This is a genomic window from Streptomyces triculaminicus (genome assembly GCF_017349075.1).
Classification (GTDB): Bacteria; Actinomycetota; Actinomycetes; order Streptomycetales; family Streptomycetaceae; genus Streptomyces; species Streptomyces triculaminicus.
On sequence record NZ_JAFMOF010000002.1, the window covers coordinates 1326359 to 1340718 of the forward strand.

The 14360-nt window shown below is 71.8% G+C and carries 13 protein-coding genes; 10 read left to right on the forward strand and 3 right to left on the reverse strand.

The genetic code is table 11. The features are described from left to right. Nucleotide 1 precedes the first annotated feature (1 nt). From J1792_RS16115 to J1792_RS16150, 8 genes are all read left to right on the forward strand, one after another. A complete protein-coding gene (locus J1792_RS16115) occupies nt 2–742 on the forward strand; it encodes a response regulator transcription factor (protein WP_207247549.1) in 741 nt (246 codons plus the stop codon). After that, nucleotides 739–2145, forward strand: a complete 1407-nt coding sequence (locus J1792_RS16120) for a sensor histidine kinase (RefSeq protein ID WP_086575325.1) — start codon at nt 739–741, stop codon at nt 2143–2145. The genes J1792_RS16115 and J1792_RS16120 overlap by 4 nt, the downstream gene beginning before the upstream one ends. Before the next feature lie 130 nt (nt 2146–2275). Next, on the forward strand, nt 2276–3691 hold the full coding sequence (locus J1792_RS16125) for a glycoside hydrolase family 18 protein (protein WP_086575326.1): 1416 nt from the start codon (nt 2276–2278) through the stop codon (nt 3689–3691). Nucleotides 3692–3798: 107 nt separating this feature from the next. Further along, nucleotides 3799–4773: a lytic polysaccharide monooxygenase auxiliary activity family 9 protein gene (locus J1792_RS16130; protein WP_207247550.1), complete on the forward strand. Its 975-nt coding sequence runs from the start codon at nt 3799–3801 to the stop codon at nt 4771–4773. Nucleotides 4774–5121: 348 nt separating this feature from the next. After that, entirely contained in the window at nt 5122–5844 is a 723-nt protein-coding gene (locus J1792_RS16135; protein ID WP_207247551.1) for a transglycosylase SLT domain-containing protein, read from the forward strand. 123 nt (nt 5845–5967) lie between these two features. Next, complete coding sequence (locus J1792_RS16140; protein ID WP_086566961.1) at nt 5968–6330, forward strand: hypothetical protein; 363 nt, start codon at nt 5968–5970, stop codon at nt 6328–6330. Nucleotides 6331–6425: 95 nt separating this feature from the next. Then, nucleotides 6426–6986 (forward strand): PadR family transcriptional regulator, encoded by a 561-nt coding sequence (locus J1792_RS16145; protein WP_086566960.1) that lies wholly within the window; start codon nt 6426–6428, stop codon nt 6984–6986. A 51-nt stretch (nt 6987–7037) separates the two neighbouring features. Beyond that, nucleotides 7038–8759 (forward strand): acyl-CoA dehydrogenase family protein, encoded by a 1722-nt coding sequence (locus tag J1792_RS16150; protein WP_086566958.1) that lies wholly within the window; start codon nt 7038–7040, stop codon nt 8757–8759. A 77-nt stretch (nt 8760–8836) separates the two neighbouring features. Here the strand turns inward: J1792_RS16150 and J1792_RS16155 are convergent, their stop codons facing one another. Beyond that, a complete protein-coding gene (locus tag J1792_RS16155; protein WP_086566957.1) occupies nt 8837–9787 on the reverse strand; it encodes a TetR/AcrR family transcriptional regulator C-terminal domain-containing protein in 951 nt (316 codons plus the stop codon). Between the two features lie 156 nt (nt 9788–9943). On the opposite strand from J1792_RS16155, the gene J1792_RS16160 reads away from it, so the two are divergent. After that, nucleotides 9944–11065: an FAD-dependent monooxygenase gene (locus J1792_RS16160; RefSeq protein WP_086566955.1), complete on the forward strand. Its 1122-nt coding sequence runs from the start codon at nt 9944–9946 to the stop codon at nt 11063–11065. 52 nt (nt 11066–11117) lie between these two features. Here the strand turns inward: J1792_RS16160 and J1792_RS16165 are convergent, their stop codons facing one another. Further along, a complete protein-coding gene (locus tag J1792_RS16165; RefSeq protein WP_207247552.1) occupies nt 11118–12089 on the reverse strand; it encodes a helix-turn-helix transcriptional regulator in 972 nt (323 codons plus the stop codon). Nucleotides 12090–12191: 102 nt separating this feature from the next. On the opposite strand from J1792_RS16165, the gene J1792_RS16170 reads away from it, so the two are divergent. Beyond that, on the forward strand, nt 12192–12602 hold the full coding sequence (locus J1792_RS16170; protein ID WP_086566952.1) for a DUF3224 domain-containing protein: 411 nt from the start codon (nt 12192–12194) through the stop codon (nt 12600–12602). Here J1792_RS16170 and J1792_RS16175 read toward each other — a convergent pair. Then, nucleotides 12587–14302 carry a CocE/NonD family hydrolase gene (locus J1792_RS16175; protein ID WP_086566951.1) on the reverse strand — a complete coding sequence of 572 codons (1716 nt, stop codon included), beginning with the start codon at nt 14300–14302 and terminating at the stop codon, nt 12587–12589. The genes J1792_RS16170 and J1792_RS16175 overlap by 16 nt on opposite strands. Nucleotides 14303–14360: the final 58 nt, after the last annotated feature.

Here is a 14360-nt window from a genome sequence, read left to right on the forward strand (position 1 = left end):
CATGGCAAGACTGCTCGTAGTCGAGGACGATCCGTTCGTGCGCTCGGCCCTCATCCGTCAGCTGACCGAGGCCTCGCACACCGTACGCAGCGTCGGCACCGCCCTCGAGGCGCTGCGCGAGGTGGCGCAGGTCGGCTTCGACCTGGTCATCCTCGACCTCGGACTGCCGGATCTCGACGGGGCGCAGGCACTGAAGATGCTGCGCGGCATCACCGACGTGCCGGTCATCGTGGCCACCGCACGGGACGACGAGGCGGAGATCATCCGCCTGCTCACCGACGGCGCCGACGACTACCTGGTCAAGCCGTTCTCCGTGGCGCACCTGACCGCGCGCATGGCCGCCGTCATGCGCCGGACGGGCCGCGGTGCGGCCGCGGCGGGCGAACCGGCGCCGTCCGGGGCGCTGCGCGTCGCCGGCCTGTCCGTCGATCCGCTGCGCCGGCTGGCCGAACTGGACGGTCTTGCCCTGGACCTGACCCGCCGTGAGTTCGACCTGCTCGCCTACCTGGCCGCCCGCCCGGGCGTCGTCGTGCCGCGCAAGGAGCTCCTCGCCGAGGTCTGGCAGCAGTCCTACGGCGACGACCAGACCATCGACGTCCACCTGTCCTGGTTACGCCGCAAGCTGGGCGAGACCGCCGCCAGACCGCGCTACCTGCACACCGTCCGCGGGGTCGGCGTCAAGCTCGAGCCGCCGCAGGGGCCGCCCCCGGTGCCTCCGGAGGCACTCATGGAGCAGACGTGAGATGGGCGCTCGTCAGGGTGTCGCTGGCCGTCACGGTCATGGTGGTGCTGGCCTTCGCCGTCCCCCTCGGACTGGTGGTCAAGGAACTGGCCCGGGACCGCGCCTTCGCCGACGCCGAACGGCAGGCGGCCCAGATACGGCCCGCGCTCGCCATCACCACCGACCGCGCACAGCTGGAGCGGGCGGTCGCCAGCTCGCAGGCCGGCGGCGACGGCCGCATGGCCGTCCACGTACCGGGCGGTGACGGCACCCGGCAGAACCCGCCGAGCACCGACCCGCGCGACGCCCACGAGGTCTTCGACATCGGACGCTGCCGCGCCCGGGCACGGGACGTGGAGACCGCCCGCCGCGGCCGCTCCGCCATCACCTCCGTGCCCGGCGGCTACGCCCTGCTCCAGCCGACGGCCCTGAGCACCGGTGAGTTCGCGGTGGTCGAGGTCTACGTGCCGCACCGCGCGGTCGGCAACGGCGTCACCACCTCCTGGGTGATCCTCGCCGGCGTCGGCCTCGGCCTGATCGCCGGCTCCCTCGCCACCGCCGACCGCCTCGGCCTGCGCCTCGTCCGCCCGGCCGAGCGGCTCGCCAAGGCCGCGGCCGAGCTGGGGGAGGGCAGGCTCGGCGTGCGCGTCCGCGAGGACGGCCCCGCCGAACTGCGCGCCGCCGCCGTCGCCTTCAACTCCATGGCCGACAAGATCGTGCAGCTGCTCTCCAACGAACGCGAACTCGCCGCCGACCTCTCCCACCGGCTGCGCACCCCGCTCACCGTCCTCCGCCTCAACGCCGCCTCGCTCGGCGAAGGCCCCGCCGCCGACCAGACCCGCGCCGCCGTCGCCCAGCTGGAACGCGAGGTCGACCAGCTGATCCGCGCCGCCCGCGAACAGGGCGAGCGCACGGAACGGCCCACCCTCGGTTGCGACGCCTGCGAAGTGATCCACGACCGCATGGACTTCTGGTCCGCCCTCGCCGAGGACGAGGGCCGCACCGTACGGCTCGCGGGCGTCGACGCGACCGTACGCGTCCCCGTCGCCCGCCCCGAACTCGTCGCCGCCCTGGACGCGATGCTCGGCAACGTCTTCCGGCACACCCCCGAGGGCACCGCCTTCGCCGTGGACGTGCACCACAGCGAGGACGCCGTGATCGTGCTCGTCTCCGACGCGGGCCCCGGCATCGCCGACCCGGACGCCGCGCTGCGCCGCGGCCACGGCGCGGGAGGCCCCGGCTCCACCGGCCTCGGCCTGGACATCGTGCGCCGGGTCGCCGAGTCCACCGGCGGGGACGTACGGGTCGGGCGATCGGTCCTCGGCGGTACGGAGGTACGGGTGTGGCTCTCGCTCGACGGGGGCGGCACCCGGCGGCGCCGCGAGCGCCGCCGCCGGGTACGGCGCGGCCGGGCACGTCCTTAACACCCACCGATGCGTTCCTTAAACGAGCCATAAGAACCCGCCCCCGCAGCACGATTCGGCGATTTGCACCGTTCGCGCCCGCTAGCGTGCCGCCCGTACCTACCCCCCAGTCAGAACAGGCAGGCACGCGATGGGTTCCTCCGCACACCGCCGACGACCGAGCCGCAAGGCGAAGGCGGCCGGCATCGTCGCCGCCGCGGCGATCGCGACCGGCGCCGCGTTCACCCTCACCGGCACCGCCCAGGCCGCCTCGGTCGGCGCGGCCTTCTCCACGACCGGCTCCTGGTCGGGCGGCTTCACCGGGCAGTACGTCCTCACCAACGCGACGAGCAAGCAACTGTCGCACTGGAAGCTGACGTTCGACCTCCCGGCCGGGGCGAAGATCACCTCCCTGTGGAACGGCAAGCACACCGTCAGCGGCCGCAGCGTCACCGTCGAGCCGGAGAGCTGGAACGCGACCATCGCCCCCGGCGCGACCGTCACCGTCGGATTCGTCGCCACCGGCGGCAGCGGGTCCACCGCTCCGGCCAACTGCCGCGTCAACGGCGCCAAGTGCTCCGTGGACAAGGACCCCGAGCCGCGCCCCACCGAGCCCACGTCCACCCCGACGAAGCCGCAGCCCACCCCGACCACGCCGGCCCCCGGCGGCGCGAACGCCGCCTTCGCCCCGTACGTCGACACCTCCCTCTACCCCGCCTACGACCTGCTGGGCACCGCCGAGAAGACCGGCGTGAAGCACTTCAACCTGGCCTTCATCACCTCCGGCGGCGGCTGCACCCCCAAGTGGGGCGGCGTCACCGACCTCGGCGGCGACGCCGTCGCCCAGCAGATCGGGAAGCTGCGCCAGGCGGGCGGCGACGTACGGGTCTCCTTCGGCGGGGCCGCCGGATCCGAACTGGGCCTGGCCTGCTCCTCCACCGACGCGCTCGCCGCCGCCTACGGCAAGGTCGTGGACACGTACAAGCTCACCAAGGTCGACTTCGACATCGAGGGCGCCGCGCTGCCCAACACGGTCGCCAACACCCGCCGCGCCCAGGCCATAGCCCGGCTCCAGAAGAGCCACCCCGGCCTCGACGTCTCCTTCACCCTGCCGGTGATGCCCAGCGGACTCACCCAGGACGGCGTCAACCTGATCGAGAACGCCCGGAAGAACGGCGTCGCCGTCTCCACGGTCAACGTCATGGCCATGGACTACGGCTCGTCCTTCAACGGCGACATGGGTCAGTACGCCATCGACGCGGCCACCGCCACGCAGGCGCAGGTCAAGGGCGTACTGGGGCTGAGCGACGCGGCGGCGTGGAAGGCCGTCGCGGTCACCCCGATGATCGGCGTCAACGACGTGGCCGCCGAGGTCTTCACGGTCGACGACGCGACGCAGCTGGCGCGCTTCGCCCGGGCCAAGCGGATGGGGTGGCTGTCGATGTGGTCGGCGGCCCGCGACAAGCCGTGCCCCGGCGGCCCGCAGAACTCCGCGTCCGCGACCTGCAGCTCGATCCGGCAGGACCCGCTCGCCTTCACCAAGGCGTTCGCGGCCCCGCAGGGCTGAGGACCGTCCCCCTCACGTCCCCCACCTCCCCCACACCGCCCCGCATGCCGGCACCCCCACCGAACGGCCGGCGTGCGGGGCACCCCCTCACCCACAAGGAGACCCCCATGCGCACGCGTCACACGGCCCTGCGGATATCCCTGCTCGGCCTCGCCCCGCTCACGCTCACCGCGCTGACCACCGGCCCGGCGGAGGCGCACGGCTCCATGACGGACCCGGTCAGCCGGGTGTCCGCGTGTTTCGCCGAGGGGCCCGAACATCCGCGCTCGGCGGCCTGCAAGGCGATGGTCGCGGCCGGCGGCACCCAGCCGCTCTACGACTGGAACGAGGTCAACATCGGCGACGCCGCCGGCCGCCACCGCCGGATCATCCCCGACGGCAAGCTGTGCAGCGCCGGACGCGACAAGTACAAGGGCCTGGACGCGCCGCGCGCCGACTGGCCGGGATCGAAGCTCGCCCCGGGCAGGCACACCTTCCGGTACCGGGCCACCGCCCCCCACCGCGGCACGTTCGAGCTGTACATCACCAAGGACGGCTACGACCCCAAGAAGCCGCTGAAGTGGTCGGACCTGGAGGCCAAGCCGTTCGCCAAGGTCACCAACCCCACACTGAACGCCGGAAGCTACGTCTTCGAGGGCACGGTCCCCAAGCGGTCCGGCCGGCACTTGATCTACAGCATCTGGCAGCGCTCGGACAGCCCCGAGGCCTTCTACACCTGCTCCGACGTGGACTTCTCCGGCAAGGCGCCGGCGGCCAAGGCGCTGGCGCCGGTCGCGTCCGCTCCCAGTGACGCGCAGATCGCGGAAGACGCCGCCAAGTCGACGGTCGACCACAACGGACACGGCGGCGACGACCCCGGCGAGGCCGGACACGGTGAGAGTGTGCACGTCAAGAACGGCCACGAGCCCCACTCCGCGGCGAAGGCGGCCAACGCCCCGGCCGCCCAGGGCGGCCGCCTCGCCGAGACCGGCGGCGACAGCCGCACGGCGGCGCTGGCCGTCGGGGGCGTCGCGGTCCTGTCGGCCGGCTGCGCCACCCTCTTCCTGGCCCTGCGCCGCCGCGCCGCCCGTCGCGGCGCCTGACCGCAGTCTCCCCACCGCCGGGGCCGCGTCCACCGGGACGACGGCCCCGGCCGCGCGCGGGTACGAGTGCTCACACTCCGTGAGTCGGAGGGGGTCCGGCTGTGAGGCCCCTCATGGGGCCTGGATCACATACGAATCCGGGTAGTGGAGGCCGAGGCCTGAATAGGCCACTTCGGCGCGTATTTCGTTCGGTGAATACGGCGTTCTGCCGTAGGTCACACCTTTGCCAGGGGGTTTTTGTGCCGCTAACAATTGCTGAGTCGCACGGCGCCGTCGACCGAGAAACGGCGCTCTTTTTGCGCCATTGACGGCCATTGCGACTAAGCGATTGGAAGGGTTCAGCTCGTTATGCGCTCCACCGTCTCCGGTTATTCCGCTCTGTCCAAGGCTCATAAGTTCTCCGCTGCGGGTCTGGTGACCGCTGCTGGTGCCGCCGCTCTGACGTTCGCCCTGGTGCCGCAGGCTCAGGCTGCGGATGCTCACTCGGTCGGTGTGAAGCCGGTGTCGCTGAGTGCTCAGGAGTTCGGTGTGACGCAGGACGCGGACCTGGCGAAGGCCGCGGACGATGCCGCCGTGAAGGCGGGCGTGGACGCGAAGGCCGCGGTGAAGGCGAAGGCAAACGCCGAGGTGAAGGCCAAGGCCGACCGCGAGCGCGCCAGCCGCTCCACCGAGCGCAAGGCCCTCAAGCCCGCCGCGAAGCCGGCCCCGGCCAAGCCCGCTGCCAAGCCCGCTCCGGCGAAGAAGGCCTACGCGGACAACCTGGACGGCTGGATCAACGAGTCCCTGGACATCCTGCGTGCCAAGGGCATCCCGGCCTCCTACGACGGTATTAAGCGCAACATCATGCGTGAGTCGACGGGTAACCCCCAGGCGATCAATGACTGGGATGTGAACGCGGTGAACGGTGTGCCGTCGAAGGGTCTGCTGCAGATCATCGACCCGACGTTCAAGGCGTATCACGTCGAGGGCACGTCCTGGGACATTTATGACCCGGTCGCCAACATCACCGCGTCCTGCAACTACGCGGCCGACAAGTACGGCTCGATGGACAACGTCAACTCCGCATACTGATAGCAGCACGTAGCGCAGCGCATCGCCCGAGGGGCGCGGCACCCGCAAGGGAGCCGCGCCCCTCGGGCGATGTGGCACCCGGCGATTCCCTCTTGTGAATCAAGAAACCTTAGGCTTTGGATCATGCACATCACGTTGACCGAGCACGCCCGGTGCCTCTACGACGACGCGTACCAGCCGGTGCCGGGCTGTGGCCGCGCCCACCACGAGCGGAACTTCGTCGAAGAGCTGACGTTCGCCGACGCCGACGCGATCCTCGCCATGCTGCGTGGACTGGGCCCGCACGTGGTCGAGGGGCGTCTCCCCGTGTGGATCCGCAATCTCGCCTACCGGCTGCTCCTGCTCCAGCGCCCCGACGAGCCGGCGCTGATGCGCGAGGCGGCGGACAGCCTCCACCTGCACGGCCCCGACTGGGACGAGATCGCCGCCGAGCTCCGCCTGAGGGCCGATGCCCTGGAGGCCGGAGCGCTGGAGTCCGCGGCGTAGGGCGTGGCCGTGTCCTGGCCGGCCCGGGTGAGCCGCGTCTCACCCGGGCCGTACCTCTTGTCTATGCAACAAGTTGCATAGAAAGATCCGGGGTCATGGCGCTCGAGCACGCGATCCTCGTCTCTCTGCTGGAGAAGCCGGGTTCCGGCTATGAGCTGGCCCGGCGTTTCGAGCGGTCCATCGGCTACTTCTGGACCGCGACCCACCAGCAGATCTACCGCGTCCTCAAGCGGATGGAGGGCGACGGCTGGGTCACCGTCCGGGAGATCCCGCAGCAGGGCAGGCCGGACAAGAAGGAGTACTCCGTGCCCGCCCTCGGCCAGGCCGCCCTCTCCCGGTGGCTGCACGAGCCGATCGAACCCGAGAGCGTGCGGCACGATCTCGCCGTGAAGATCCGCGGCGCGGCCTTCGACGACCCGGCCGCGCTGATCCGCGAGGTCGAGCGGCACCACCAGGTGCACACCGACCGGCTCGCGCACTACCTGGTGGGGGAACGGCGTGATTTCACCGGGCCCGAGGCTCCGGTGACGCCCGACGATGTCGGGCGGGAGCTCCAGCACGTCGTGCTGCGCGGCGGCATCGCGTACGAGCGGATGACGCTCGCCTGGCTCGACGACGTCCTCGCCACCCTCCACCGGCTCCGCGCCGAGCGCTGAAACCCCAGGCAACCGCCACCTTCGACCGTCAAGCCGGAAAGGCGAACTTCCATGGCCGACCCGCTGCTGTTCAACCCTCGCACCTACGACCCCGCGCACTTCGACCCCGAGACCCGCAGGCTGCTGCGCGCCACCGTCGACTGGTTCGAGGAGCGCGGCAAGCGCAAGCTGATAGAGGACTACCGCTCTCGTGCCTGGCTGGCGGACTTCCTCGCGTTCTCGGCGAAGGAGGGTCTGTTCGCGACGTTCCTGACCCCCGCGGCGGCCGCCGACGGAGCCGAGGACAAGCGCTGGGACACCGCCCGGATCGCCGCCCTCAACGAGATCTTCGGCTTCTACGGGCTCGACTACTGGTACGCGTGGCAGGTCACCATCCTCGGCCTCGGCCCGGTCTGGCAGAGCGACAACGCCGCCGCCCGCGCCCGCGCCGCGGAACTCCTCTCCCAGGGCGAGGTGTTCGCCTTCGGCCTGTCGGAGAAGACCCACGGCGCCGACATCTACTCCACCGACATGCTGCTGGAGCCCGACGGCGACGGCGGCTTCCGCGCCAGCGGCTCCAAGTACTACATCGGCAACGGCAACGCCGCCGGCCTCGTCTCCGTCTTCGGTCGCCGCACCGACGTCGAGGGCCCCGACGGCTACGTCTTCTTCGCCGCCGACAGCCGCCACCCGGCGTACCACCTGGTGAAGAACGTCGTCGACTCCTCGAAGTACGTCAGCGAGTTCCGCCTCGAGGACTACCCCGTCGCGGCCGGCGACATCCTGCACACCGGTCGCGCCGCCTTCGACGCCGCCCTGAACACCGTCAACGTCGGCAAGTTCAACCTCTGCACCGGCGCGATCGGCATCTGCGAGCACGCGATGTACGAGGCCGTCACCCACGCGCACAACCGCATCCTCTACGGCCGCCCCGTCACCGCGTTCCCGCACGTGCGCCGCGAGCTGACCGACGCCTACGTCCGCCTCGTCGGCATGAAGCTCTTCAGCGACCGCGCCGTCGACTACTTCCGCTCCGCCGGCCCCGACGACCGCCGCTACCTCCTCTTCAACCCCATGACGAAGATGAAGGTGACCACCGAGGGCGAGAAGGTCATCGACCTCATGTGGGACGTCATCGCGGCCAAGGGCTTCGAGAAGGACACCTACTTCGCCCAGGCCGCCACCGAGATCCGCGGCCTGCCGAAGCTGGAGGGCACGGTCCACGTCAACCTCGCGCTGATCCTCAAGTTCATGGGCAACCACCTGCTGAACCCCGCCGAGTACGCGCCCGTGCCGACCCGCCTCGACGCGGCCGACGACGAGTTCCTCTTCCGGCAGGGCCCGGCCCGGGGCCTCGGCTCCATCCGCTTCCACGACTGGCGCGGCGCCTACGACGCGTACGCCCACGTGCCCAACGTCGGCCGCTTCCGCGAGCAGGCCGACGCGCTGTGCGAGTTCGTCACCACCGCCGCCCCCGACGAGGAGCAGAGCCGCGACCTCGACCTCCTCCTCGCCATCGGCCAGCTGTTCGCGCTCGTCGTGCACGGCCAGCTGATCCTGGAGCAGGCGCGCCTGACCGGCCTCGAGGAGGACGTGCTCGACGAGCTGTTCGCCGTCCTCGTCCGCGACTTCTCCGCGCACGCCGTCGAGCTGCACGGCAAGGACTCCGCCACCGAGGCCCAGCAGAGCTGGGCGCTCGGCGCGGTCCGCCGCCCGGTCGTCGACGACGCCCGCTCGGCACGCGTCTGGGAGCGCGTCGAGGCACTGTCCGGGGCGTACGAGATGGCCCCGTAACCAACACCGCTGTACCCGGGCCGGCCCTGCGAACGACGGGGGCCGGCCCGGGCTTTTTTGTTCAGCGAGGAACGGGCTCACCCGTCGATCAGCGCGGTCAGTCCGTCGAGCATCGAGGTGAGGCCGAGCTCGAACACCTCGTCGAGGCGCAGCTCGTAGCCGCCGTCGTCGAACGATCCGGTCACCTTGGCGAACGTCGGGTACGCGCCGGAGGCCACGAGGGCGTCGAAGGCGGCGGCCTGGGATTCCATCCACTGGTCCTCGGACATCCCGGTGGCGCCGGCCGCCTGGGCCTCCCGTTCGAGGTGGACGGCGGTGCCCTGGACGTAGCTGTAGATCAGTACGTTCAGGTTGAACATGGTCGCCGGGGTCAGGCCGTGGCCGTCGAGCGCGCCGAGCATCCACTCGGAGTAGGCGATCAGGTGCGGCAGGGCCAGCGGGCGGGTCAGGGGGGTGACCTGTGCGAGCCAGGGATGGGCACGGTGCACCGCCCAGAGCGAGCGGGCGCCGGCCTCCAGGCGGGGGCGCCAGTGCGACGGCGCGTCGGCGGGGTAGTGCGCCTCGGCCAGGACGGCGTCGGCCATGAGGAAGACCAGGTCGTCCTTGCTGTTCACATACCGGTAGGGCGACATGGCGGCGACGCCCAGCCGTGCGGCGACCCCCCGCATGGAGAGCGCGGCGAGCCCTTCCGCGTCGGCGATGTCGACGGCCGCGCGGACGACGCGCTCCCGCGTCAGTTCGCCGTCGGACGCGGCCGGCGCCGCCGCCGCGCGGGGCGGCCGGGGCGGGTGAGGCAGGCGCTCCGGGGCGTCCGCGACCACCGTGCCGACCCGCGGCTGGGCCCGTACGAGGCCCTCCTGGCGCAGGGTGGTGAGCACCTTGGTGGCCGTGGCGAGTGCGACGTTCCACTCCTTGGCGATCTGCCGGGTGGACGGGACGCGGTCGCCCGGGGCGAGCTCGCCCTCGGCGATGCGCCGTCGCAGCTCGGCGGCGATGCGCAGATACGGCGGAGCGTTTTTCTCGGTCACGGCCGGTCCCTTCTTGCTGTCCTAGTACAGAGACTAGCAGCGAAAACGTGCTCGAGGTCGGCAACTGTACTGCTACAGCCAGCAAAAACGGCGCTTTGCAAGGCTGTATGTACGCTGTACATTCAGTGGCGTACAGCGTCTCAGAAGGAGAGCCTCATGCAGAACGTCCTCGTGTCCGGCGCCAGCGTCGCGGGCCTCACCCTCGCCTACTGGCTGCGCCGCAACGGCTTCGCCGCCACCGTCGTCGAGCGCTCCCCCGCCGTGCGCCCCGGTGGCCAGGCCATCGACGTACGAGGCGTCGCCCTCGACGTCCTCGACCGGACCGGCATCCTGGACGAGGCGCGCGAGGTCCGTACCCGGATGCGCGGCATGGCGATGCTCGACGGCCAGGGCGAGGAGCTGTGGCGTTCCACCGAGATGACGTACAGCAGCGGCCGCCTGGAGAGCGCGGACATCGAGCTCCTGCGCGAGGACCTCGCCATGCTGCTGTACCGCCAGGCACGCGACGCGGGCGTGGAGTTCCTCTTCGACGACTCCCTCACCACCCTCGACGAGGGGGCCGAGGGAGTTCGGGCCGGCTTCGAGCGGGGCCAGGACCGCACGTTCGACCTCGTGCTGGGCGCGGACGGCCTGCACTCGAAGGTCCGGCAGCTGGCCTTCGGCCCCGAGGAGCGGTTCATCCGGCACCTCGGCGCCTACGTGACCGTCTTCAGCACCCGCAACTTCCTCGACCTCGACAACTGGCAGCTCTGGCTCAACGACGACTCCGCGACCTACTGCCTCTACCCGGTGCGCGACAACAGCGAGCTGAGGGCCACGCTGGGCTTCCGGTCCGAGCCGATCGCCTACGACCACCGCGACACCGAGCAGCAGAAGGCGCTCATGACCGCCGGCCTGGCCCACATGGGCTGGGAGACCCCGCGGCTGTTGGACGCCATGCGGCAGGCGCCCGACTTCTACTTCGACTCGATGGCCCAGATCCACATGGACCGGTGGTCCACCGGCAGGGTGGCGTTGGCCGGCGACGCGGGCTACTGCGCCTCGCCGCTCTCCGGTCAGGGCACGAGCCTGGCCCTGGTCGGCGCGTACGTCCTGGCCGCCGAGCTCGGCGGGGCGGACGGCGACCACCCGGCCGCCTTCGCCCGCTACGAGGCGCGCATGCGCCCGTTCGTCGAGCTCAACCAGGCCCTCGCCACGGCGAACCAGGGCGGCATGCCCTCCGACGAGGCGCTGGAAGAGGCCAAGAACGGCCTCGCACTCGACGCGCCCGCCGGCTGACGCACCGAAAGACGCACGGCCTGAGCGGTGGGGCGGACGGCCGGCGCCGGGTTCAGGGCGCCGCGGCGTAGCGGCGGGCCAGTGCGGCCACGGCTTCGGCCATGGCCTGCCGCAGGTCGGCGGGGCCCAGTACCTCCGCTTCCGCGCCGAGCCTGAGGAGGTCGCCGACCGCGACGGCCCGGGCCTCGACCTGCATGTCCACACGCACCCATCCCTCCTCGTCCGGCGGCCCGGCGCTCTCGAGGGCCCGGGTGCCCGCCGTGCCGAACTGTGCGGGCAGCAGCCGCTGGGCCACGGGCGAGATCCGTAGTCGTGCCGTTCCCTGACGAAGGGCGCTCTCCAGGCGCCGGGAGGACTCCTCCCAGTAGGCGGCCACATCGAAGCCGGCCGGCCGCTCGAACGTCTCCTCCGCGACGTCCACGGTCACGAACCGCGATACCCGGTAGGTGCGTACCTCCCTGTCCCCGAGCGCCACCAGGTACCAGATGCCGCCCTTGAGGACGAGGGCGAGCGGGCGCAGCTCCCGGTGCACCTCGCCGTTCCAGCGCCGGTAATGGGCGCGCAGCACCCGCTGCTCCCACACCGCCCGCGCGACCGGTGCCAGATACGTGACCGGGTCGGCGTCCCGGAACCACGCGGGCGCGTCCAGGTGGAACCGGTCCTGTACGCGCCGCGAGCGCTCCGCCAGTTCGGCCGGAAGCGCGGCCCGCAGCTTCAGCTGGGCGGTGGCCAGCACCGCCTCGAGACCCAGATCGCGCGCCGGCCCGGGTGCTCCGGCGAGGAACAGCGCGCCGGCCTCGGCGTCGGTCAGCCCGGTCAGCCGCGTGCGGTACCCCTCCATCAGGCGGTAGCCGCCGGCGGGGCCGCGGTCGGCGAGGACCGGGATCCCCGACGCGCCGAGCGCCTCGATGTCCCGGTAGACCGTACGGACCGACACCTCCAACTCCTCGGCGAGCTCGGGAGCGGTCATCCGCCCCCGGTTCTGGAGCAGCAGGAGCAGGGACAGAAGCCGGTCGGCGCGCATGGCGCCATTGTTCCCCGTACCTGACAGGAGGTGTCAGGTACGGCGGCGAGGCTGTCACCACACCGCACGCGAAAGCCCGTGCGGTCGACCGAGAGGACAGCCATGCCCGTACAGACGACCACCGGCCACTTCACCTTCGCCGCCTGGGAGGAGCGCACGGTCGGGGCGGGGGAGGCGAGCCCGAAGCTCGCCCACGCCTCCGTCGTCAACACCTTCTCCGGCGGCATCGAGGCCGCCGACACCACCTGCGAGTACTCCATCGTCTACGTCACGGAGAAGACCGGCACGTTCACGGGCATGCAGGTGCTGACCGGCCGGGTGGACGGCCGCGACGGCACCTTCGCCGTCGAGGAGCGCGGCTCGTTCGACGACGACGGCGCCGTGCGCTGCGCCTTCGAGGTCGTTCCGGGGTCGGGAACGGGCGAGCTGACCGGGCTGAGCGGCACCGGCGGCTACACCGCCCGGCACGGCGAACCGTCCGTCCCCTACACCTTCGACTACGACCTGGGCTGACCCCGGTCCTTGACCGTGCCCGCCGCACCCCGGGGGAGCGTCAGCTCCGAGTCCGCGTGGACCGTGATGCGCACCGGCAGGAACTCGGTGGCGTCGACCGGCGATGCGCCGGTGCCGGGGTTGCGGGCGTAGCGGGGGTGGGCGCCTCCGCTGATCTGCCAGCGGATGCGGTGACCGGCGGCGAAGCGGTGGGCGGTGGAGCTCATCGGCACGGTCACCCGCGTGGGCGCCTGGCCGGTGGTGCGCAGCCGGACCAGCCCGTCGCAGACGTTGGTGGAGCGGCCTTGGGCGTCCACGTCGCACAGGCGGGCGAAGACGTCGGCGTATCCGGTGTCCGTGGAGACGCTCAGCCGCGCGGAGACCGGGCCGAGGACGTCCACCGGCTCGGTCAACGGCGGGCCGGTGAACGTCAGGACGTCCTCGCGGGCCTCCAGGGCGCCGTTGTCGCGGGGGCCGGCTCCCCGGGAGAGCAGGGGGCCGCCGACGGACGGGGTGGGGTCGGCCGGGTCGTAGCGGAATGACGCCAGCGGCTCGGCGTCGGTGGGGGCCTGCTGCAGGAGCTGCCCGTCCGGCGCGGGGAACCACGATGTGACGGCCGGGGACGACGGCCAGTCGTCGAGGTCCCGCCACGATTCGTCGCCGCCGGTGTGCACGCGCACACGGGTGGGGCGCAGGCCGGAGGGGTCGTCGCACAGGTGCGCGCGCAGCCAGGCGAGGCTCTCGGCGAACACTTCGGGCCACCCCCGCTGGAACGCGGAGGTGTGGGTCCAGGGGCCGACGAGCAGGGCGGTGTCGCATCCGGCCCGGCGCAGCCGGCCGTACTGCTCGAGGGTCTGGTCGAGCAGCGCGTCGTGCCATCCGGTGATCAGACCGGTGGGCACGTCCAGCCGCTCGGCCGCCTGCCCCATGGACGTGCCGAGCCAGTGCGGGTCGTCGGCGTCCGCGTGGGTCATCGCGTCGTCCAGCCAGGGCACGTCGCCGACGACGGAGGCCTGGGCTCCGCGCAGCGGCCGCGCGGTGGTGATCTCGCGCAGGCGGCGTTGCAGGCGCAGCGTCGCCTTCACCATCGGTGCCAGGCCCTGGTGCTGGTACGCCATGCCGACGCCGGAGACGAGGGCGTTCTCCAGGTTGAGCGCGCCGTTCGCGTGGAAGAAGGCGTGGGGATCGTGCAGGCCCACCTGCACCACCATCGCCTTCAGCTCCGGCGGCGGGTCCATGGCGAGCGCCCACTGCACGTAGCCCAGGTAGCTGGCGCCGATCGTGCCCAGTGTCCCGTCGAACCAGGGCTGTTCACGCAGCCAGGACACCGTGGCCCGGCCGTCGGCGGCCTCGTTGCGCCACAGGCCGAAGCGGCCGCCCGAGCCGCCGGTGCCGCGGCAGCTCTGCAGGATCACGTGGAAGCCCTGTTCGGCGAAGAGCAGGCCGTACATGGGGGACCACGGCACACCCCGGCCGTAGGGCGAGCGCACGAGGAGGGTGGGGAAGTCGCCCGCCGCGCGGGGGAAGTAGTGGTCCGTGATCAGCGGGCTGCCGTCGGGGGCCGGAACCACCAGCCCCGGTTCCCATCCGACGTCGTACCGCCTGGCCGGGAGGCCGCGCCAGGCCGCCCGCATCATGCGCGAGGACAGCGGCGGCTTCGTGTTTCCGGCGGGCGGCGTCCAGGCGGGCGTGCGCAGAGCGTCGTGCGTGGGTGACGGCATCGTTCCCCTCCATTATTCTCGTACTGTGTACGAGAATAATGGATGCTTGGATGACGGA